The 23,471-nt window shown below is 59.6% G+C and carries 15 protein-coding genes and 1 pseudogene; 7 read left to right on the top strand and 9 right to left on the bottom strand.

Annotated features, from left to right (window positions below; translation table 11 throughout):
* Positions 1–2: 2 nt before the first annotated feature.
* The 9 genes and pseudogenes from LDH74_RS22425 to LDH74_RS26555 all read right to left on the bottom strand — a co-directional run.
* A complete protein-coding gene (locus LDH74_RS22425) occupies positions 3–1,781 on the bottom strand; it encodes an acyl-CoA carboxylase subunit beta (protein WP_226042684.1) in 1,779 nt (592 codons plus the stop codon).
* Positions 1,782–1,786: 5 nt separating this feature from the next.
* Positions 1,787–3,559 carry an acetyl-CoA carboxylase biotin carboxylase subunit gene (locus LDH74_RS22430; RefSeq protein WP_226042685.1) on the bottom strand — a complete coding sequence of 591 codons (1,773 nt, stop codon included), beginning with the start codon at positions 3,557–3,559 and terminating at the stop codon, positions 1,787–1,789.
* 2 nt (positions 3,560–3,561) lie between these two features.
* Positions 3,562–4,728: an acyl-CoA dehydrogenase family protein gene (locus tag LDH74_RS22435; RefSeq protein WP_226042686.1), complete on the bottom strand. Its 1,167-nt coding sequence runs from the start codon at positions 4,726–4,728 to the stop codon at positions 3,562–3,564.
* Between the two features lie 54 nt (positions 4,729–4,782).
* A complete protein-coding gene (locus LDH74_RS22440) occupies positions 4,783–6,465 on the bottom strand; it encodes an AMP-binding protein (protein ID WP_226042687.1) in 1,683 nt (560 codons plus the stop codon).
* A gap of 190 nt (positions 6,466–6,655) precedes the next feature.
* Positions 6,656–8,044, bottom strand: a complete 1,389-nt coding sequence (locus LDH74_RS22445) for a UbiD family decarboxylase domain-containing protein (RefSeq protein ID WP_226042688.1) — start codon at positions 8,042–8,044, stop codon at positions 6,656–6,658.
* Positions 8,041–9,546, bottom strand: a complete 1,506-nt coding sequence (locus LDH74_RS22450) for a UbiD family decarboxylase (RefSeq protein WP_226042689.1) — start codon at positions 9,544–9,546, stop codon at positions 8,041–8,043. The genes LDH74_RS22445 and LDH74_RS22450 overlap by 4 nt, the downstream gene beginning before the upstream one ends.
* 2 nt (positions 9,547–9,548) lie before the next feature.
* Positions 9,549–10,043, bottom strand: coding sequence for a ubiD operon protein (locus LDH74_RS22455; protein ID WP_226042690.1), 495 nt, complete (start codon positions 10,041–10,043; stop codon positions 9,549–9,551).
* Positions 10,044–10,247: 204 nt separating this feature from the next.
* A complete protein-coding gene (locus tag LDH74_RS26550; protein ID WP_345778573.1) occupies positions 10,248–10,502 on the bottom strand; it encodes a cytochrome P450 in 255 nt (84 codons plus the stop codon).
* Positions 10,503–10,561: 59 nt separating this feature from the next.
* Positions 10,562–11,107: pseudogene (locus LDH74_RS26555) on the bottom strand (cytochrome P450); the annotation flags it as partial.
* 428 nt (positions 11,108–11,535) lie between these two features.
* On the opposite strand from LDH74_RS26555, the gene LDH74_RS22465 reads away from it, so the two are divergent.
* From LDH74_RS22465 to LDH74_RS22495, 7 genes are all read left to right on the top strand, one after another.
* Positions 11,536–12,003, top strand: a complete 468-nt coding sequence (locus LDH74_RS22465; protein WP_305082478.1) for a hypothetical protein — start codon at positions 11,536–11,538, stop codon at positions 12,001–12,003.
* A 1,252-nt stretch (positions 12,004–13,255) separates the two neighbouring features.
* The gene (locus tag LDH74_RS26705; RefSeq protein WP_345778569.1) at positions 13,256–13,789 is read left to right on the top strand and encodes a hypothetical protein; all 534 of its coding nucleotides are present in this window, start codon (positions 13,256–13,258) and stop codon (positions 13,787–13,789) included.
* Entirely contained in the window at positions 13,786–14,643 is an 858-nt protein-coding gene (locus LDH74_RS22475; RefSeq protein WP_226042693.1) for a hypothetical protein, read from the top strand. Before LDH74_RS26705 ends, LDH74_RS22475 begins: the two co-directional genes overlap by 4 nt.
* The gene (locus LDH74_RS22480; RefSeq protein ID WP_226042694.1) at positions 14,644–15,852 is read left to right on the top strand and encodes a hypothetical protein; all 1,209 of its coding nucleotides are present in this window, start codon (positions 14,644–14,646) and stop codon (positions 15,850–15,852) included.
* Between the two features lie 6 nt (positions 15,853–15,858).
* The gene (locus LDH74_RS22485; protein WP_226042695.1) at positions 15,859–19,149 is read left to right on the top strand and encodes a conjugal transfer protein; all 3,291 of its coding nucleotides are present in this window, start codon (positions 15,859–15,861) and stop codon (positions 19,147–19,149) included.
* A complete protein-coding gene (locus LDH74_RS22490) occupies positions 19,142–20,269 on the top strand; it encodes a hypothetical protein (RefSeq protein WP_226042696.1) in 1,128 nt (375 codons plus the stop codon). The genes LDH74_RS22485 and LDH74_RS22490 overlap by 8 nt, the downstream gene beginning before the upstream one ends.
* Positions 20,259–23,354 carry a type IV secretory system conjugative DNA transfer family protein gene (locus tag LDH74_RS22495; protein WP_226042697.1) on the top strand — a complete coding sequence of 1,032 codons (3,096 nt, stop codon included), beginning with the start codon at positions 20,259–20,261 and terminating at the stop codon, positions 23,352–23,354. Before LDH74_RS22490 ends, LDH74_RS22495 begins: the two co-directional genes overlap by 11 nt.
* Positions 23,355–23,471: the final 117 nt, after the last annotated feature.

The raw sequence follows: 23,471 nt of genomic DNA on the forward strand, positions 1-23,471 counted from the left end.
AGTCAGATGATGGTCCCGTGTTTCTTGTCGGGCAGGTCCTTCTCGACGCTCTCGTAGAACGTGAAGCGGTTGGTGAGTTCCTCGCGCAGCGAGCTCGGCGGGACGATCTCGTCGATAACGACCTCGCTGGCCATCCGATGGATGTCGATGTCCTCGCGGTACTCCTCGCGGAGCTCCTGCTCCACACGCTCGCGCTCGTCGGGATCGTCGATCTCGGCGAGCTTGCGGGCGTAGACAGCGTTGATCGCCGCTTCGGGCCCCATAATGGCGATCTCGCCAGAGGGGAGGCCGATGACGCTTTCCGGATCGTAGGCCGGCCCCGACATCGCGTAGATGCCCGCACCGTAGGCCTTGCGTACGACGACTGACTGCTTGGGGACCGTCGCCGACGAGGTCGCGTATATCATCTTCTTGCCCTGCTCGAGGATGCCCTCTTTTTCGACCTGCGAGCCGGCCATGAAGCCAGGGGTGTCACAGAGGTAGAGGAGTGGGATGTCGTAGGCGTCACAGGTCCAGATGAATTGGGCCGCCTTCTCCGCGGCGTCCGGGAAGATCGCGCCGGCCCGGTGGGCGGGCTGGTTGGCCACGATGCCGACCGGGCGGCCGTCGATCCGGGCGAAGGAAGTGATGATCTCCTTCCCGAACTGCGGTCGCAACTCGAGTGTCGACCCGGCGTCGACGACCCGGTTGATAACGTCGAACATGTCGTAGCCCTTGTTGGGCTCCTGCGGAACGATAGCGTCGATCTCCGCCGGGGAGTCGGATGGCACCCGTCCGTCTGTTCGGGGCGGCTTCTCGTCGCTGTTGTTCGGCAGGTAGCCGATGAGTTTCGCGACTAGTTCTCGGGCGTGCTCCTCGTCCTCGGCGATGAGGTCCGCGCTCCCGGAGTACTGCGCGTGCACGTCTGGACCGCCGAGTTCCTGTAAGTCGATCTGCTCGCCGGTGACCATCTCGACCATGCGCGGAGAGGCGATCGCCATTGCGCTCACGTCCCGGACCATGACGGTGAAGTCGGCGAATATGGGCGTGTAGGCCGCCCCGGCGATACAGGGCCCGTAGAGGACGCAGATCTGGGGAACCCGCCCGGAGAGCATCGAGTGGTTGTAGTAGTACTTCCCGATTCCCTCGCGGTTCGCGAAGAAACCGGTCTGCTGGTCGATCCGACCGCCCGAGGAGTCCATCAGGTACAGCACCGGCTTACCGGTCTTCAGGGCGCGCTGTTGCATTCGAAGGAACTTTTCGACGCCCTTCGCGGCCATACTGCCGCGCTTGACCGTGTAGTCGTTGGCCATGAAGTGGACGTCTCGGCCTTCGAACTCGGCGGCGCCCGTGATGAGACCGTCGGCCGGCAGCCGGTCGTCGGTGTCCTCGTCGGCGTTCGCACCGCCCGGATGCCAGTCGTCGAACGCCGCGAACTTTCCGTCCTCGAAGAGGAAGTCGTCGCCGAACCAGAGGTCGAGCCGGTCCCGGACGAACAACTTCCCTTGCTCGGGCAGTTGCTCGCGGTACTTCTCCGGACCGCCCTCGAGGATCTCGTCGATCTCCTCGAGCAGTGCTTCCTCGCGGGCCGTCGGTCCGAGGTCCGCGTTCGGTTCGGTCCCTGTTGCCGCGTCGACCCCGCTGCCGGCCGTCGCGTCAGACCCACCGTCGTAGGACGCGCTGCCGAGTTCGTTGCCGCCGTCGGTGACGACGGTCACGTCGTCCCGGTACTGCGACGCCATCGCCTCGGCGATCGCCCGTGCCTGTGCTTCGGTCGCGTCGTCTGAAATTCTGACTCGCATTGTGTTCACTCTAACGTAACGAGGGTGTCGCCCATGTCGACGGAATCGCCCTCGGAAATCGGGACCGATTCGACCGTCCCGTCGCTGACGGCGACCACGTCGTTCTCCATCTTCATCGCCTCGAGCACGCAGACGACGTCACCGGCGGCGACTTCGTCGCCCGGTTCGACGGCGACCGAGAGAATAGTTCCCTGCATCTCGGCGGTGACGGCGTCGGCGGTGGCGACCTCGGGGGTCACGTCCGATCCCGACTCACCGCCGGTAGCGGTCCCGCCGTCGGCGTTTCCGGCTGTCGTTTGCGGGACCCCGCCCTCGATGACGACGTTGAACCGACGGCCGTCGACCTCGACGGTGACCTCCGTGGTCTCGGTCCGCGTGCCATCGCCGCCGGTTGTCTCCGCGGGTCCCCATCGATCGACGGCCGCCTCGAGTGCATCGTCGTCGAGTTCCCGGTCTAGATATTTCGTGGTGTGCTCCCCGGCGACGAAGGTCTCGTCGTCGAGCATGAGTCGGTGGAACGGGATCGTCGTATGTACGCCCTCGACAGCGAAATGCTCGAGCGCGCGCTTCGAGCGCTCGAGGCAGTGCTCGCGGTCGTCGCCCCTGACGATCAGCTTCGCGATCATCGAGTCGTAGTCGCCACCGATCTCCGCGCCTTGCGCGACCGCGTGATCGAGGCGAACGCCGATACTCGCCGGCGGTCGGTAGGTCGTTAGTTGCCCGGGCGTGGGAGCGAAGTCGGCGGCCGGATTCTCGGCGTTGATGCGGTACTCGATCGCGTGGCCGTCGATTTCCACGTCATCCTGGGCGAAGGCGAGTTCCTCGCCGGCGGCGACCCGCAATTGCCACCGGACGATGTCGATACCGGTCACCTCCTCGCTGACGGTGTGTTCGACCTGAATGCGGGTGTTCACCTCCATGAAGTAGAACTCGCTGTCCTCGACCAGGAATTCGACGGTCCCGGCGTTCGCGTACCCGGCTTCGCGGACGCCCTGACGGGCGGCCTCGCCGATGTCCGTGCGCAACTCGGCGTCGAGCGCCGGGCTCGGAGCTTCCTCGATGACCTTCTGGTGACGGCGCTGGAGCGAACAGTCGCGCTCGCCGAGGTGCCGGACGTTTCCGTGGCAGTCGGCGATCACCTGCACCTCGATGTGTTTGGGCGCCTCGAGATACTTCTCGACGTAGACCGAATCGTTGCCGAAGTACGCCTCGCCCTCGCGCCGCGCGCTTTCGAGGGCGTCTTCGACTTCGGCCTCGCTGCGGACGATCTTCATGCCGCGGCCGCCACCGCCGCCCTCGGCCTTGATGGCGATTGGGTAACCGAACTCGTCGCCAAGTTCGCGGACCTCTTCGGCGTCGTCGACCGGCTCGATCGTTCCGGGGACGACCGGAACGCCGGCCTCCTGCATGACTGACCGAGCCTTCGTCTTCTCGCCGAGCGTCTCCATGGCGTCGCTGGGCGGGCCGACCCACGTGACCCCGACCATCGATTCGACGCGGCGAGCGAAATCGGCGTTCTCCGCGAGGAACCCGTAGCCGGGGTGGATCGCGTCCGCGCCGGCTCGCTCGGCGATGTCGACGATCTCCGCCTGGTCGAGGTACGATTCGCTGGCGGGCGCCGGACCGACGTTGTACGCCTCGTCAGCGTACTCGACGTGGCCGGCGTCGCGGTCGGCGTCGCTGTAGACGGCCACCGTCTCGATGTCGAGTTCTTCGCATGCTGCCATCACGCGGACTGCAATTTCGCCGCGGTTCGCGACGAGTACTTTCTCGAACATGGTCAGTAGGACTTGGGGAAACCGAGTTGCTGGCTGATGTGGTTGTACGCCATCTGCTGGGAGACCGGCGCCAGGCGCGTGAGGTTGATCTCACGCCACCAGCGCTCGACGTCGTACTCCGTCGCGTAGCCCCAGCCGCCGAAGGCCTGCATCGACTGCTTGACCGCTTCGATCCCGGCGCTGACGGCCGTCGCTTTCGCGACGTTGGTCTCGTAGCCACAGTCCTTCCCGTGATCGTAGAGCCAGGCGGCTTTCTCGCGCATGAGCGCAGCCGTTTCCATCCGTGCGTAGGCCTGCGCGATGGGGAACGAGACGGCCTGGTGGCTTCCGACCGGGGCACCGAACACCTCGCGGTCGTTGGCATATTCGATAGCGGTATCGGCGGCCAGTTTTCCGATCCCCGTTCCGGCCGCGGCGAAGCCGATGCGCTCGGGGTTCAACATGTCGACGAGTGCCCACCAGCCTTCGTCTTCTCCCCCGAGCAGGTTCTCTTCGGGCACGCGAACGTCCTTGATGAACACTTCGCAGGACTTCGAATAATTGATGCCGTGTTTGGGGATCGGAGAGACGTCGATCCCGGGATCGTCCATATCGACGATGAACAGGCTGATACCGTCGGTGCCACGGTCGACCTCATCGCGCGGGGTCGTCCGTGTGACGAGGATCATATTGTCCGCTCGATCGGCGAAGGTGATCCACGCCTTGTTCCCGTTGAGAACGTACTCGTCACCGTCCTTCTCGGCGCGCGTGGCGACGTTCAGCGTGTTCGTTCCCGCTTCGGGCTCGGTGATGCCGATCGAAAAGTTTCGCTCACCGGTGGCGATGTCGGACAGGTACCGCTCCTTCTGGGCCTCGGTGCCGTTCTCGCGGATGCCGACGGCGGCCATGCCCCCGGTGAGAACCAGATACCAGGTCCCGGCCATGCCACAGCCTTCGGCACAGAGCGTTTCCATCGCTAAGCCCATCTCCTGCATGCCCATGCCGGCGCCATCGTACTCCTCCGGGACCAACAGTCCGTGAAAGCCGGCCTCCGCGAGTTCGTCCCAGAACCCCTGGGCGAATTCGCCCTCTTCTTCTTTCTCTCGCCAGTACTCCGGCCCGTATTCGGCCGCGACCGCTTCCGCGGTCGACCGGATCATCGAACGTTCGTCGGTAGACTCGAAATTCATTATGTGGTATGTCGAACGAATCACTCATGACAGGTCGTCTCGCGAGACGGGCGCTTACGGCGACGCCTCGGCCTCTTCCTCTGCATCGTCCCGCAGTTCGGTGCGACGAATCTTCCCGGTGACCGTCTTGGGAAGTTCCTCGCGGAACTCGATTTCGCGGGGGTACTCGTGGGCCGACAACTCGTCGCGCACGTGATTCCTGATGTCCTCCTTGAGATCCTCGGAGGGTGTCGCGCCCTCGCTGGGCACGATGTAGGCCTTCACGATGTTGCCCCGCTCCTGGTGGGACTTGGGCACGACGGCCGCCTCGGCGACAGCCTCGTGTTCACCCAGCGAACTCTCGACCTCGAACGGGCCGATCCGGTAGCCCGACGAGAGAATGACGTCGTCGGCTCGCCCCTCGAACCAGAAGTAGCCGTCCTCGTCTTTGTGGGCGAGGTCACCCGAGAGGTACCACTCACCGTCGGACCCGTCGACGAAACACGACGCAGTCTTTTCGGGCTTCTGCCAGTATTCGGCGAAGAAACAGGGATAGTCTCCCCGCTGGGCGATCTCACCCGTCTCGCCGGGCTCGAGCACTTCGCCGGTTTCGGGGTCGACGATGTCGGCCTCGATTCCGGGAAGCGGCTTGCCCATCGAGCCAGGTCGGAGCTCCATCGTCGGGTAGTTGTTGATGATCATGTTGCCCGTCTCCGTCTGGCCGTACGTGTCGAGGATGGTGACGCCGAGTTCGTCCTCGCCCCACTCGACGACGCCGGCACTGAGCGGCTCGCCGATCGAGAGGGCGTGGCGTAGGTCGAGGTCGACGTCCGCCAGAACCTCCTCTTTCTCCCGCAGCATCCGGTACGCCGTCGGGACCGAGAACAGGACGGTGATCGGGTACTCGTCGAGCAGGTCGGCCCACTCCTTCGGGTCGAACTCGCCTTCGTACGTGAACAGCGAGGCCCCCCAGAACCAGGCTCCGAGCGTGTTGATCGCGCCCGTCAGCCAGCCCAGGTCGCCGGTACTCCAGTAGAGGTCACCGGGTTGGAGGTCAACGGCGTACTTCTGGGTCGCGGCGACGCCGGCCACCCAGCGCTGTTTGTGAAGGACGCCTTTCGCCAGGCCGGTCGTCCCCGACGTGTAGTACAGCAAGGCGTCGTCCTCGCCGCCGGTCTCAGCGGCGTCGTACGCCGTTCTCGCGCCGTCGAGCGCCGTATTGAACATGACGTCGTCGGTTGGCGCACCGCCGCCGCGATCGACGGTGATGACGTGTTCGACCGATGGCGCGTCGTCGAGCGCGTCTTCGACGGTGTCGCGGTTGTCGGTCGTCGTCACGACGACTTTCGCCTCACAGTCATCGAGTCGGTAGGAAATGCCGTCCGGACCGAAGCGCTCGTTGACGCTTCCCCAGACGGCGCCCCGCTTGAGCGTCCCGATCAGCGCCACGTAGTGTTCCGGAATCCGTGGCATGTACGAGAACACGCGGTCGCCCTGCTCGACTCCCAGATCCTCGAGGACGTTCGCGAACTGGCTCGAGCGGTCTGCCAGCTCCCAGAACGTCAGCTTTGTGAGCTCCCCGTCGGTATCGACCTGGTAGAGCGCGACCTTCTCACGGTCAGTAGCGTGTCGGTCCGCGACCTCGTATGCGATGTTGAGTTCCCCCGGTGCGTCCCAGTCGGCTTCCGCGTAGATGTCTTCCCACGAGAACTGCTCCCGTTCAGCCTCGTAGTCGGACAGGTTGTGGCTGGATACCATACACGGCACCGGATTCCGTTCCCCTACATAATCATGGTGGTAAATTCTGCGGGTGAAACAGACATATACTACACACAACTAAACACGATAGAGATATTGTACCGATCCCATAATGCGTAAACGGTTTCGTTTACAAGTCTTAAGGATACTAATGTATTAGGGGCGATGGCTACACGGCCGTCTCCACACCTCAGTCACCGTTTCCGGCCGCCGCATCGTGACGGTCGTTCCACGTCTTCCGGGCGGCGTCGCGAACAGACACCGGAAACGACCGTTCGAACGAGACCCGCGGGGCGATGTAGGAATCCTCCCAACGGGGGTCCCAAGCCGCGTTCACGTACAGCCGGGCGCCAGTCGTTCCATCCCGACGGTACCGTGGCCGTTTCGCTGCTGGCGCGGACGGCTCGCTGAAAATCCAGTCCCGAGACGGATGGGCCTTCACCCAGATATCGCCGAGAACGCGTCCGAAATCGTGCGGCGAGACGCCCTCGTCGACGATGATGACGGTATCGAACAGCGACGAGAACGTAAAGAGGAGGTTAGCGAGCTGCCATTCGAAGCCGGCGTAGAGGATATTCGTAGCGACGAAGCAGATCCCGAGTTCGGCCTCGGCCGGCAACAGAACCCACTCGATGGGTGAGATGCCCCAGTAATCGTTGACGCGACGGTACAACATCGCCGCCGTCGCCAGTCCCGTGAGTTGCAGGTCGTCCGCAAGCGGTCGTCCGACGGGCGAGAACGGGATCACCGGATCATCGGTCGCGATCACCCGCTCGACGGAGAGGGAAAGCGGCGTGCTCGCGACGCCGTGTTCCCACGCTTCGCGCCGATCCGACTGGAAGTCGGGGTGCCGATCCGCGACCGTCGTCTCGACGACTATCTCCGTCGCACTCGGAACGAGGCCGCCGTTCGTCGGAACCAACGGGACATCGTCCGCGACGCCGCAGGCCTGCACCGGCACGTCGACACACCCCGTCACGGCGAGCAGGTAGGCGGTCGCGACGGCCGCCGGCGGCACGCCGAGCGCGATCGAGAGCGTTCCGTCGTCGTCCAGCAGCGACGACAGCGCGGCCGGCGTGCGCACGCGGAGCTTATCGTCGCTGATGACGGAGCCGTGGATCGGTGCCCAGTGTGACCCCTCCGATGACGATACCGACGCGACGCCCAACGTCAACGAAGGCCAGACGTCTTCGGTTCCCCGCGGCAGGTTCAGATCCTGGACGTTATCGACGGTTCGCGACGCTGTCTGTCCGGCGTACGTCGGGTTCGCGTCGCCGCCGGACGGGCCGAGTCCCATAATCGTATCGAGTACGGTGACGAACGATGCATCGGGATTCAGGCCGAAGCCCAGCGCCAACCGCGACCACGGCTTCGATTCCCGGCGTTGCATCTGATCCGGGCCGCTGAACGTCCCGCTTGCGAGATCGACGCTGTCGGCTCGTCGGTATCGGATTGCCGGCCCGCTCGCACGAAGGGCTTCCGCCGCGACGACGTCCGGAGGTACGTCGGCGGACTCGTCGATGGTTATCAGATCACCGTCGCTCGCCAGCCCTCGCAGGTACTGTGCGAACGGGATCATCGCGCCCCATAACCTCCCCACTCGAGGAGATCGAACGCCTCCGACGAGACGCCCGCATTGACGAGGAGTTCCTGTGCTCGCCTTCGCAGTTCTTCGTCTCCGGCACTGTCCCCCGCTGGACGATCACTGGTGGCGTCGATGTATGCTTTTGCGGTCTTGGCTTTCGAGGTGCCGACATCGGCACTGCCCTTCTCGTCGGGTGTCTGGTAGATGTTGAGCGGCACCTTCGGCATGCGCTCGACGCCGAACTGGTGGAAGTCAGCGTCCGGGTCGGCCTCGAGCGCGATCGCAGTCAGCACGGCGCGCGGGTCGAGCGGGTCGACATCGGCGTCGACGAATACGAAGAAATCGATGTGGAGCATCCCCCAGGTGGTGAAGATGAAGTTCGCCAGTTCGTGGAGGTAGCCCGGATACGGGCGATCCGTTGCGATGACCCAGACGGTCTGGGAGGTAAACCGCCACGGGACGGCCAGCGCGACGTCGAAGCCGGCCGCCTGCAGGCCGAGGGTCGCGTCGGGGCCGGCCGCGGCCGTCTGGAGCGTGCTGCTCGAGTTCTGGCCGTAGCCGACGCCGGTTCCCTCGACGCAAAACGGTACTCGCGGTTCGCCTCGACGGGTTATCGCGTCGACCGCGAACACGGGCATGGACCGTCGCGGGCCGTTCATATAGCCGAAGTAATCGCCGAACGGCCCCTCGTCGAGCCGCTCGTTCGGGAGCACGCGGCCCTCGAGCACCAGCTCAGCCGTCGCTGGGACGTAGAGGTCGTTCGTCTCGCACGAGACGAGGTCGACCGGACCGTCTTTCAGTCCGCCCGCGAAGGCAGCCTCGCTTCGGCCGGTCGGAATCCACATCTCCGTACTGCACTGGACGGCCGGTTCGGTACCGAGGACGACCGCGACCGGCATCGGCTCCTCGCGCGGTTCGTACTCGTAATAGTACAGGTTCGGAGCCTGCTCGCCCGCCAGAAAGAGGAGGCTCGCGAGGTCGTCGTCGTGGATCATCATTCGGTGGCTCGACCAGTGGCCCCACCGGGTCTTCGGGTCCGGTCCGACGACGGTGTGGAGGTTCGAGTACCGCCCGCCGTCGCCCCGGTGGATGTACGGCCAGGGAATCGACAGGAGGTCGACATCCGTCCCGGTGTGGACGACATCCTTGCAGGGGGCCGCGTCCCGGTCGACTATCTGCGGCTCGCGGGGCGATCGGAGCCGGTCGATGACCGCTTCGTAGTACTCCGCTCCGGACAGGCCAGCCGGCAGTTCGAACACCCGGGCGAGGTGTTCCCACGGCCGACATCGCGGACCGCGGTACGGATCGCCAACGAGCGCCGCGTCGATCGTCGTTTCTTCGACCGACTCGAAGATCGGGACCTCACCGTCAGTCCGGTTAGCGAGGGTCGTGACCGCGCTCGCCTCGAGGTCCCACGACACCAACTCGGCGAACGAAACGAGGGCGTCCTCGTCCTCGAGAAGTCGGAGATACTCCCGAAATGAATCGGCCGACATGACTATTCCTCGTCCGTGAGGGCACGACGGAGCGGGTCGGCCTCGAACTCGGTTCGGACGTCTTCGTACGTTTCCAGCAGTGCGGGTCGATTCTCAGCGAGGTACTGAAACGAGATTTCCCGGAGTGCCTCGGCCGTCGAATCGTATTGGCCCGATTCGACGAGATAGCGTAGAATCACTTTGAGGTCGTCTGATCGAGTGTTGACGATGTTCGAGGTCGTTTCCTGCTCGCCCGCGAGCCGACGGAGGCGGTCTTCGTCGATTCCCTCCGAGGCGATTTCGTCTATGAGTTCGACGTACCGTTCCTCGCTGACGTCCTCGTGCGGTCCGGTAACGACCCGTAGCGGCCGCGGATCGGTGAGCTCATGGGGATCGTGGGCGATTCGAACCCGCGCTTCGAAGATCCGCTTCGTCTCGGCATCGGTGATCTGGAGCGTCGTCTCCGTCAGGTCCTCGTCGGGCAGATGTTCCTCTGCTGTGATGTAATGGTTCGACATGGCCTCCACTGGATACGTAGCCTGTGTCTGGTGATTGCACACGCCAGTCGGACGTTTCTACTCTCCACCCTTCCTAAAGAGTGGGGTTATTTCCTGACTGTTTCCGTTCCTCAAGCACGAACTCAGCGACGATATCACTGGGTAGACTGAACTATTTAACGTTCTGTACGACTCGTGTATTGCGTACTTGTGTATTGCGTTTGCCTATCGCTGCCGAAGCCGCATTGGGAGGCCGTTCTTTGTCTGCGTAGTGATCTCCGGTTCGATTGTGATCGTCGGGTCCCCATCAGCCCATTCGAGAGTCCACTGTTGACCGATCGTCGCCAGCACCAGCGTCGCCTCGAGGCGAGCAAACTCCCGACCGATACACGTCCGACGACCACAACCGAATGGGATGAACGCGTGGTCAGTGAGTTCCTCTTCGAAATCATCTGTCCACCGGTCGGGCCGGAATGACAGGGATCGGCGTAGAACCGCTCATCACGATGAGTCGAGATGATGGACAGATGAACTTCCTCCTCGGCCGGAATCCAGTAGCCATCGACCTGGACATCTCGAGTTGTCTCCCGGGGAATCGTATGGATGGGGGGATACAGTCGGAGGGGCTCGGTGACGATTCGGTTTGTGAGGTCGAGGTTTGCAATGTCTTCAGGTGTCGGTGGTTCATCTTCCAGAACAGCATCGAGTACATCGTGGAACGCTTGCCGAATATCAGAATTTATCGCCAGCGAGTACCAGGCGAATCCGAGCGCAGCGGCGGTGGTTTCATATTCAGCAAAGGTCATCGTGAGCATCTGGTCTTCGACTTCCTCCGTGCTCAGACGGTCTTGGCCACTTGCCTCGCGTGCCTTGTGGAGTTTCGATAAGAGCGTCTCTTGCTGGAGGTCGTTCGGCTGTGAGCTGTTCGCTCGTTCCGAATCTGCACTATACTCCGCAAGCAGTTGTCGAACTTCCGTTCGGAGACGCTCTACTGAGTTGCTGAACTTCCGGTTCGACGACATCCGTTGGGTACAATTCCTCGATTTTGGCGCGGTAGTGTTCGGCCCACGGGCGATTCTGTTCATGAGTCTCGATCGTCCGCTCCTAGTGATTAACCATGTAGACTCGGAACACCTGCTGCCAAGGTAGTTCCCGTCTGATCAGTTGTGTCTCTTTGATTCGACCGATTGCTATATAAATAATTTGGATGGAAACAAAAAATCTATATAGTGTAACGACCAACAATTCAATTGAACATTCAAGATAGTATATATGATTGGAAACAGTACAAAGACGATCGGTTTGAGGAAACGTGCCGACACAGTACTGATCACCAGAGATACGGGGGTAAATGCGTCTAACTGGTTTCGAACGGTATTGGCCGAACGGACGGCCTACCGTAATACTGCTCTTTGTGGCACGGAAACTGAACAGGGTCATTTACCCGATATGACGACGGATATCGCGGCCCTCGAAGCGCTGCTCGAGATAGTCCATGCAGATTACCACTATAATGAGTAATAGTTCTTCACGTAGTTCGTCCGAACCGCTCAGTAATCGTCATGATTCGTCGTACAGCCGATCGAGTGATTCCCGACAATTGCTCAGTTGGGTGAGGTCAACAGTGGTTTCGGCCACGGTATGGGCGGCTCTGATAGTCGTTCTTTCCGGGACAGCAGTTGCGCAGTCGGATGTCGGCAATGTGTACTGTGGTACTGGCGTTGAGACCGGTATCGGCATTGTCTTTGGTGCCGTTGCTGGTCTCGGCCTCCCTGCGACCGGCTTCTACATCGGTCGAGCCGGCCTTTCGTACATGCGCGCTGGCGGGAACCCTGAGAAGAAGAATCGAGCCAAGGAGAAACTCGTGATGTCGGGTATCGGATTTGGGATCCTCGTCCTCGCGCTGATCTCACCGGAACTCATCGACAAGGTCGGCAGTCAGATGGGATTCGGCTTCTCTGACTGTGTGAAACCGTTCTAATACAGCAAACAAACCGTTTCACCGAAATTCAATGACCACATCACGTGTGATCGTCATTGCCGTCGCGTTCCTCGCCGTAAGCGGAGGCGTTGCGAGTCTGACTGCAGGTGTCGCTGCAGTTGACCCAAACTCGAGTACGGCTATTCCTGCTGACGGACCGGATTACGGTGTAAACGAAACGCGGTTCCCGCTGTTGTGGTCGGAAGACATCGATAGAGGGGACCGCTCAAGTGAGGAGTTCACGGATACCGTTTCTTCCGACGCGGAGTTTTCCGCTCGGCTCGCAGGGTCGACGGATGTTCCGTTCGAAGAGCCGGTTGAAGCCGTCGAAACCTGGAACAGTGGCGACGTCCAGGATTTCACCCCTGGGAATGAGAAGACATCAGTTCATCCTGAGGAAGCACAGCTCGAGGACGGACTCTACGTCAGGGATGCGTACGCGAGCATCTTTGCAGTCCAGCCGTCGACGGTGTTGCATTCAGGAATCAACTCGACACAGTACATCGCTCCAGACGGAGAGGTCCTCGCGATAACCGATTACCGAGTGCATGTTCCAGATGACGATACCACTGGCTCGGTTCGCGATCAGTGGTCGATTGCTGAGACAGATATTGACAGTGTCGAACTACGGGCAGACGGTCGGGTACTCGACTCCGGTAACGATCATCGCTCTACTCTCGAGTACAGTGAGCTGTCAGGGACGCAGAACCTCTCCGTGGACGTTGCCATTTCCGTTCGCCTTCGCCATGAAATACGAACGTGCGATGATTACGACAGTGATGCAGAATCCTGTGATGGGGCGTGGGAGACTGAAACCGAGAATGTGAGCGAACGGGTAACAGCAACCGAATCCCGTCAGACGGTCGTTTCTCGGATCGACAATAGTGACGGGAAGCGCGTGACGTTCGAAAGCGACGAGAACCGCACTGGTGTCGTCGTACATCCGGGCACTACGTGGGCAGCAATCGATGTTGACAGTACCGCTCGTCTTCGGGGAAATTGGCGGTTCTACTCCGTGGGAGTAGACGGCTGGCATACGATGGTGTCCCGAACGGAAAGGGACACTACCCTGAAGAACTCATCCGTCCGCCCAGCGCAAATCCACGCCGTACCGACGCAGAAACGGCCAGATATGCCAAGCGAGGCGACGGATACTGCTGAGCCGCCGTTAGTTATCGAAGAAACTTGGGGAAGTGAACAAGACGGTCCCTCCCTTTCGAACGAGATCGATATTGCGACTGTCGATCGCTATGTGAACGCAACGTCAGTCGCTATCCAATCGGAGACGCTTCCAGCAGCGACCTTTGACGAGGTAACCGTTCACGGCATCGTCCGTGGCCAGTCGAAGTCCATCTCGATCGATGACGATGGAACCGTTCGCGAAACGAACCTCGAGCTGACGGTCCTCGAGGCGAACTCGTCAGGAGCCCTCGTTCAGGCAACTGTCACAGAGAAGGCAACCGGCGATCCGGTCACAACCGGCCGGGTCGAAGTTGGGAATCAGTCCGCTACCGTCAACGCTAGTGGAATGACCGTTCTCGAACTCGAGAACCGGCCGTCTGTAGTCGTTGATGGGCAGTACGTTCCAACGGAGTGGTGGCGCGCGAATCAATTGTACTCCGCAGCAGAGGACCGGGCGAAGATTCCACCGAAATATCCCGGTTTCCAGAAGATCATTCAGTTGATTCTCGTAACACTGCTCTGGTTTCTGCCGGTTGCTCTGGCCGTCTACGGTTTCGACTACCTGTCCGGAGGCACGTTCCTCGGACTTACAGATCAACAATGACAGAAAACTCCAATACGGACGGCAGTCGTATCGCTCGCAGGTCAGTCCTTGCTACCCTCGGCGTTAGTACAGCCACTCTTGCTGGCTGTGCGTCAGGGTCAGACCCATCGAACAATAGTACAGATGGGAACGGAATCAGTGCTGGAGACAGTGATGTCTTCACATCCGTCGAAATAGCGGAGGAGAGCCTCGAGATCGAAGTTTCCGATGATACGTCGGTTGAGTTCATCAATCTCGTTGATCCGAGTGGAGAGCTGTACGATCAACAACGTCTCGAGAATGGCGAGACCGAGACATCGTTCGAAATTCTTGGCCAATATGAAGATGACTTCCCCATTGGAAAATACGAGCTAGTCGCCCTCGATGGAGACAATCAGGTCGATACAACGACACTCACGCTCGAGGCTAACTGTACGATCACAGATGTCCTGTGGGCGGCAGAGAATCCCGACATGGAGTGGGACAAGAATTCGTCCGAGTGGGAGACATATGCGGCAGTCGTTATTGAGAACACGGGGACGATACCGTCGTTACTCACTGAACTCGAGTGGGCAGGTGCTCCAGTTGCTCGACTGCAATCGAAGGAATCGCAGTCATACTTTCACGAGACACGCTTACCGCCGGGGGAGACTACAGTTCAATCAAAACGTCCTGTCTACCGAACCGGAAACGCAGTTAGATCACTTGACTGTGGAGAACTCGGCACAGAACCGATGGCGGTGACGGCTGTCGTACAGGTAGGTGGAGATCCATCCTATACTCAGCAACTCCGCTATGATGGTGATCAGTCGTGTGAGCTTTCTATTGTAGAAGGCAGTCCAAATGAGTCAATATCTAATGGGGGTGAGAATTGAATGGGATGGCTTCAAAACGAAGTTGAGAATGCAATCGAGAACGTCATCGAGGATTTTACCGATGCACTTCTCGGCCTTGTCAATGACATTTATGAAGCGATCTTAGGTCCAATCGTCGGAGTTCCGACCCCAAAATCGGATTCGGGGTATATGGTTGTTGGAACCCCGGACAATGCGCCATGGGAGAGTCTGTACCAAGACGTATACCTCTCATACATCATGCCGCTGGCGATCATGCTGTCGGTTATCGCCTTTGCGTTCGTTGGACTCCGGGCAGGTTCGATGAGTGAGTACCGACGAAAACAGCTCCTGCGACGACTTGGTCTCGTATTTATGGGGACTTTTGTTTGGTTTCCACTTGTATCGATTCCGTTGCAGTTCATCGACGCAGTAGGTATGACGATTGCCCCAATCGACGAGATGTCGGCAGGACTCGGTGGCCTCATCCAATCCTCGCTTGGAGGCATGTTCACCATTCTTGCGATGGTCGTCATATCGAACTTCTTCTTAGTTATTGCAGGATTTGTCGTCGCTCTCCGGTGGATCGCACTCTGCGTCTTGACGCCGATCATGCCGCTACTGGGCGTTCTCTGGTCGATGGAAGTCTGGCCATTTAGTCCCGCGGCAAACATGGCACGTCAGGCTTCAGGGATCTATCCAGGCTTAGTGCTCGCTGGGATTCCGCCAGCCATCCTCTTCCGAATCGGCTGGGAGGTCGGTGGTCTCGAAACCTCTGTTGATGGACTTTTTTCGTTGTTCATCGGGTTGACGCTGATTCCTGCGGCGATTATCACGATGATCATGACGGTGTACTGGAGCAGCCCAGCAATACGGACCGTCGCACAGAAGGGCGTCTCGGCAACGAATCCTGCAGCAGCCGCATCTGGGGCTGCAAAGGCAAAACGCACCTCCGGAAAGGCTGTCCGGGGTGCCCGAAACGTCCATCGGGGATACGCGAACAATCAGGTTGGCGCAGTAACGAAGAGTGGCCAGACGACGCTTGGAGGTGGCAACTCGAAAGCCTATCAGCTCGGCGCATCGGCTCGGTCAACGAAGGCTCACGCTGGTCGGTACAACAATCTGCGGAAGTCGAAGACGGGCCGTATGCGAGACAAAGTCGCCGATGACGCTCGTAAGGCCACACAGAAGACATCGACTCGAGCAAAGCGCGGGCTCAAGAACACGAAACAGAAGGTCTCGCGGTGGTGATTTTGGATGAGTACGAATACAGCTGATAGCGAGTATAGTACGAGAAAGATCCATCAGTCATTGGGCGGTACTACGGCGTTCTTCCGAGGGTACACGATCGGCGAACTCATGCTGTTTCTCGCGGTGGCGTTCGTCACTGTCGTTGCAGCGACGTTCGTCCCTGCTGCACTGACGATCCCGGTACTGGGCTTCGGAATTATGCTCACGATCCTCCTATTCTTGCTCCATAAGGTGAAGCCCAGATACCTATGGCTCACCGAGTGGCTCGCTGCCCGGTTCGGCTGGGCGCTCAAGAACAAGGAGTATACCCACGGTGGTGAGGACAACAGCGAGGTTCGGTATCTGACTCGCTTACAACGGGTATATCCCCACGCTGTCGAGCGAACGGATGGTGCACTCGTCGGAGCGATGAAAGTCGAGCCAGCGAACATGGCCCTCGAGGACGACGATGCATGGGCGAAGGCTGTCCAGTCGCTTTCTGAGTTCGTTAACTCGACTGTGGACTTCCCGGTGAAGATCTATATCACCAGCCGAGAGGTCGACGATGACGATGTTATCCGTTCACACCAGGAACGACTCGGTGACGCTGATGTTCGGTCACGACCGGTCTTGAAGCGGCTTCTCGAGGAATACGTCACCGCGAACACGACCGAAAGCGGAGATATCGATTCAGAGACGACAACGATTCGCGAGTACTACCTCATCACTGCAGTGAACGATGATGATGTCGAACAATTCGACAAGACGGGTGATAGCGTCCTCGCCTATCTCGCAGAGATGCCCATGGTAGGTCGATTCTTCGACCGGTTCCAGACCGATGATCTGACTGACCCCGAGCGTGAGCGGCTCAAAGAAGAGCAACTCGAGGCACGACTCACACAGCTCCGACGCAGCGGCTCGTCGCTCTACCGGTGTTCAATTAGTCCGGTCGACGCATACGACCTCGCTCGGATCACGAAGGAGTACTGGTCGTGTCAGCCCGAGGAGTACGCTGATATCACGGATTCACTCGGCACGTTCCCGGTCGTCTCCCACGGGATTAGCGATGGTGTTCCAGCAACGCCCGACCCTGATGATGTCCTCGATGCAATGGACGAACCGACCAGTACGCCGGAATCGGCCTCGGACGATCGTACTGAAGATACTATCGACGAGGATCTCTCGAGTTCCTCCGGCGATCGATTGCCAGATACGTCGACGATGCACCAGTCGGTTCTCGCCCCGGCGACGGTCGATTGGGAGACGACCTACGCCGTGATCAACGACGAGGCGTACGTCCGTACATTCTGGGTCGAACAGTTCCCTGAGGAACCGTCGGATGGCCTCCTCGAGCGTCTGTTGCTCGAGACCGACCTTCAGACGGATATCAGCATCCACCTCGACCCGTTCGACAGCCAGTCGGCCCAAGACATGATGGCGGACTGGATCTCGGATTTGAAGATCAATCAGCACGACTCGAACAGCCTCCAATCCGAAGATCTTCAGGACGATATCGATCAGGCGAAATACATGCGGTCGCTTGTTCGCGCGAACAAAGCGTCGTTTTACCGCGGTGGCGTGTTCATTCGCCTCGCTGCTGACAGCGAGCAAGCGCTCGACAATCAGACGACTCGCTTGCGGTCGATCGTCAAGGATGCCCCGGCGAACTGTACGCTCAAGGTTGCGAGCCGGTGGCAGGAACGTGGCCTCGCAACAGTGTCACCGCTCGGGACGAACGAACTCGGTCGCGATCGGATGTCCACACTGACGAATCAGGCGATCGGCGCGATGTTCCCGTTCTCGTCGAACTACCAGATGATGGACGGCGGCATCGAGTATGGCTATCACGGTCACAACGGCTCCCCCATCCGAATCAACCCGTGGGAACTCGAGACTGGGCATAGCGAACTCGTTGTCGGAATGCCGGGTGCTGGGAAGACGTTCGGCGACATCATGCGCCACCTTCGGATGATGAAGCGGCACAACGACACGATGCTCGTCCTCGTCGATCCAGTCGGCGGCTTCCGTGGTATCGCGGACGCTTTGAACGCGAAAACGATTACCGTCGGCGGCGACACGAAGCTGAACCCGCTCGAGATCCGAGAGACGCCACAGCACGTCCTCGAGTCCAACGGTGGCATCTCTCCACTCTCAGCGAAGAAAGACGAGGTCTACGCCATTCTCGAGAACTTCCTCGACGCTCGTGATATCGAACTCGGAGCCGAGACTGGTGTCCTCTCGTATGTCATTGACGAGGCCTACCGACTAGCGGGGATCGTCGAGGATGATGTCTCGACGCATACCTCGAAGAACTCACCGACGATGCAGGACGTCCATCAGATTCTCTGTGATATCGCCGAGAATCCAGATGAGCACAATATTGCGGCATCCGAATCCGCTCGCGAGCGTGCCGCACAATATGCAGACGAACTCGCAATCGCGTTTCAGCCCTTCCGAGAGGGCGGTGCCTACGAAAATCTCTCACACCGCTCGGAGATCAATATCCTCGAGGGCGACAACAAGGTCATCTACATCGATCTCGGTCAGATCGAGGGCAGCGCATCAGGAATCGACCGCCAGACGTTCCTGATGCAACTCCTGCTCTCGACGATCTATCAACAGGCGAAGAACACCCAACGGAACGTCGAAATCGCGATCGACGAAGCGCACTACCTCTTCGAGGACCAGGCGAACCTGGACTTTCTCGAGACGGCGTTCCGGCACCAGCGCCATGCTGGCCTTCGAATGGTTCTCCTCTCTCAGACAGCCCAAGAGTTCTACGAAACCGAGCAGGCCGAGAAAATTATCGGGATGTGTCCAATCAAGGTCTTTCACAAACTGCCCGATTTGGACGACGAGACAGCCGACAAAATCGGCCTCACAGAGGAACAACGTCGGTACGTTCGACGGGCTGATGCAGGCAAGGAAGACCTCGGCTACAGTCAATCGCTTGTTCGCGTCGAAGAACACGGAACGTATCCGCTGCACGTCGTCGCCGACGACTTCGAGAAGCGCGTCATCAACTACGAACCCGACGACCGGGAATTCATCCAACAGGCGATTAGCGACCAGCCTGAAGAACTCGTTGACTTCGAACGGTTCGTGGAAAATGAGGCGCGGATGAACGCACTCACCAGTCGCTATGGACTCTGTGAGGCAGAGGCGACTCGAATTCTCGATAATGGCTTCACTGAAGACGAGATCATCGAGGCGATAGTCGCGACCGCGCGACAGAGCGACACGGCGGAGACATCTGCTCTCGCCGATAGCGGTGACGATGCAATACGGTTCGACGAGGAGGTGAATGACGATGTTTAGCTGGCTTTTCAGCGGCGGTGCACAGTACGACGCAACACAGATAGAGTTCGAAGAGCCGTTCGTCCAGCACCCGGAGAGTGCGCCCGGTATTCTGCTCAGAATCCGACCCTTCAAAGAGAATCAAGGAGTCGTCGACGGCGCTGGACTGCTCCAGTCGGTCCACGACGTGACGACGAACTTCCGGGGGAAGAACATGAGCAACCATCACACCTTCGAGGTCTGGTTCGACGAGGGGAAGATCAAGTTCTACATGCACGCTGCAACCGAGGCAGCCGCCGACAAGTTCCGCCGCCGCGTCGGGAATAACTACGCTAACAGCGAGGTCTTTCCCGTCGAGGGTGGCCACGCGTTCCCCGTCATCGAGCCCCACGAGTACGTCGCTGGCGCATGGCTGGAGATGGAGAAGATTCCTTATTACCCGATTCGCCACCACAATAGTGAGGGATTCGAGACGGACCCATACGGCGAGATCACGAGCGAGATGCTCTCACTCGACGAGAGTAAGGTTGTTACGCAGGTCGTCTTTCGACCGGCGAAGCAGTCCTGGACGGACGGCGACCAGTTCAAGCACAACAGCGTTGATGACCTGGCCCACGCGCTCCGCCAGGGAACGTCGGTCGGATGGTTGAATCCTCGGACGCGACCAGCGAGCGAGAAGGACAAGCAGGCGGCGAGAACCATCGAACAGCAGCGCGGCGAACAGGCGTTCCACGTCAATATCCGTATAGTCGCAATCTCAGCGGACAAAGACGAAGCTGAGGCCCGTGCGCGCGGCGTCGCAGGGATGTTCAGAAAGTACTACAACGCGATTACTGAGCAGGGTCTCGACGATATGCCAGTGTACCATCGGAAGCAGGGCAAGCGTGCAAGTCAACTCCGCCAACACGTCACTCGGATGGCCGACCGCGAGTGGACCGACCGGCGCATGATCATGACCGTCGACGAACTCGCCGGCGTCGCACATATCCCGAACAACGAGATCGAGACGCCGAACATCGACTGGCGATACACGCAACGGGGTGACCGCGTCCCCGCCGATGCCGTTCAGTATGAGCGACACACGACCAGTGACGGTCCCCAGAAGCGCCAGGCTGGACAGGGAGGGCAGGATGGTGTTTGAACGCTTCTTCGGTCGTGGAAACAGTGACCAGTCGGTGCACTCTGATGCAGGCTCGTCTTCGAAAGGACCGACAAGAGCCGAAGAGGCGAGTGCCGATCTCCAGACCGAACCAGACGAACGTGCAGACGTGAGTGATACGTCCGACCCAACACCAGATTCGCGGTCTCGAGTCAGTAAAACGTATGAAATCACCGAACAAGATACTACCTACGTCGGTGGGAAGCCTATCATCACCGAAACAGCCAGTGAGGGCACTGTCGCGGGATCGCACGTCCGCGAGATGTTCGAATCAGGTGCCACAACGTCGACCGCGCCGCTTTGGATCGGCTACGACGAAGATGCGCAACGTGGGTTCCGCGAAGCACCGCTCCGATTCGAGTCCCTCTTCCGGCATATCTGGATCACGGGCACCACCGGCTACGGGAAAACAACGGAGTTGCTGAACATGATGGTCCAGTGGGCGTATTCAGGATATGGATTCGTCTACTTCGATCCGAAAGGGCGAGACTCCCGTGAGCTCCTGCGGAAACTCCCCGAAGACCGTCTTGACGACGTCGTTTGGATTGAACCTGGGTCGTCAAAGCACGACAAGACGGTCGGGCTGAACTTCCTCGAGGTTCCCGACTGTGATACAGAGGAAGAGCGCGAAAACGAGATTGAGAATCGCATCGAGAATCTGAAGGCGATCTTCGATACGGACGAGTACTGGGGCATCAATATGGAGTCGATCACCGAGTCAATGGGACGAGCGATGATGCAGTCCGAGAGACCGTTCTCAGTGATCGACATGTACTTCACGCTGTTGAACGCCGAGCGGCGTGAAGAGTTTGCTCTCGATGTCGACGATCCGTATGTGCAGGAGTTCTGTCTCGAAATCGCACGGATGGATGACGAGACAGTCCGGCCACTCCTGAAGCGAATCAAATCCTGGGTCGAAAACTCGGTCATCCGACGAATCATCTCCCACCGCGAGAGCACGATCGATTTCCGCGATATTATCGACAACGACCGAATCGTTATCGTCCGCACGCCCGTCGAGAATACGGACATCAAGAAGATGGTCACACTCGGCGTGATGCGGAATCTCTGGAGTGCAATTCAGCAGCGGTCGTATGAACGCGATACCGACCCAGATCCGTATTTCGTCCTCTGTGACGAGTTCGACGACATCGCCAGCGACAATCTCGATATCGAGTCAATGCTCGCTCGTGCTCGGTCGATGCGGCTCTCCGTGACGCTCGCCTCTCAGTACCCCTCGCAGTTCGACGAGGACACGCTCAAGGCGATGCAGAACAACTGCGACAATCTCATCGCGTTCTCAGTGAATGACGTAGACGATGCCCAACTCCTGATGAAGCGGTTCCGAGACTACACTGCAGAGGACCTGATCTCAACTGACCAGTATCAGGTCTGGACGAAACTGCCTCTCGATGGCGGTCGGTACTCAGAACCCGTCCTCCTCCGCTCGTTCCCACCGTATCCACCACTACGGTCGGCTGATGCGGTCGACGACATCATCGAGCAGAGTTTGGACCGTTACGGGACCGAGCCGCTGACCGACGCTGAAATCATGCAGAATCTCATCTACAGCGACCCCCACGAGGCAGCGAACCCGACGAAGATATTGGATGAAACGATGGCGGAGTCGATCCGTGCAGTACAGATTCGGGAGGGTGTACGGGCGGAAAACGGCTGGGTGGATGTCACTGCCGTTGACGAGGAACTCTCGATCCGCCTTGAGAACACCCAGCCCGACATCGACTATGCATACGAGGACCTTCCGGACGTGCGTGAAGCATCGCGGTTGCTTGAAGTCGATCTGAAGAACGACGATATCGTTGCCCGCCTCTCTGACGAGGGGGAAACGACAGTCCAGCCTGAGACGGGGACTGTCGGATCGGCAGGGGGAACGAGCCATGATGCAGTCCTCATGGATACCGAAACGGCGCTTACCGAACGCGGATTCAGTGTCAATATCCTCGAACAGGACGGGAGCGAGCAGCCCGACGCCACCGCGACCCACCCAAACCACGACGTCGTCTTCAACATCGAGGCCGAGACGACGACACCGGACCGGCCAGCGAAGGTCTTGCAGAACCTCAAACGGGCCCACGAGACCGACCGGATACCACTCTTTGTCGTCCGGCCTGGTGACTCCGATACGAAGTGGGCTAAACGAATCGAGAACATCCTCTCGCCGCCGTTGCGAGAGCGGGCGGACGGCACCGAGCAGTTCTATAATCGCGACGAGCTCGTGATGTTCGGCGGTGGCGCGACGGCTCACGGTGGAGTAACCGCCGTTCGACCACGCACTGCAGACACAAATCGGACTGTCTGGACGCGCGATAACGGCGAGCGCGTGCTTTCGGACGGCGAGACGGAGTTCGCCCGCGTTCCAGACGAGGGTACGCTCTCCAAAGACGGTGTTCCGGCCTACTATAGCCACGACCGAGAAACCGGCCAGTACACGGTCCACAAACCCGGAGAGACCTGCGTCTATGACTCGAAAGACGATTTCGAAGAGGATTGGACGCCCATCAAACGACCGTTCATCCCCAACATCGAGTTGCCGGATGCAGACTATTCACGTGACAGCTACATCGTACTGATTCTGCCAGCTGACGGTAGTCCACTGATTTTCCAGCATGGAGAAACGTATGTGCTGTCCGAGAACCCCGACTTCGAGGAGCTATGGCCCGACGATTCCAACGGTGATTCAGGCCGAGTTGAGGTTTCGACGATTCGTCGTGGTGGAAATCCTCCGTCAGATGGTGAGGCATCTGATTCGCCATCGAAAGATGAGACGGTGGACATCGACCCGGACGGTGACGGTGTTGAAGCGTTCACGGCAATGTACGTCAGGCAGGCCGATGGAGCCAAAGTTCCACAGGATGATCTGTTTCAGGCGTACGCTACCTGGACTGACCAGCACGATATTGACGGGACAACCAAAGGCTGGTTTACCCGGAAGCTACGGAACGTCGTCAACCTCGAGACCGACCGGTCCAGAGTGGACGGTGACCGCGTACAGTTCTACGTCGGACTCTCCCTGACAGAAGAGGGGCAGACACTCCTCGGACAATGATATCTGACAGAATTATGATGTACTGTAATAGCGGTTCTACGGGTATCCTTGTTCGAGGGAATCGAGTCCTCCATTCTCTCCGAGATAGCCCCTTACACAGCCAGAATACAGCATCTG

The organism is Natrinema sp. DC36 (genome assembly GCF_020405225.1).
In the GTDB taxonomy this organism is placed as follows: domain Archaea; phylum Halobacteriota; class Halobacteria; order Halobacteriales; family Natrialbaceae; genus Natrinema.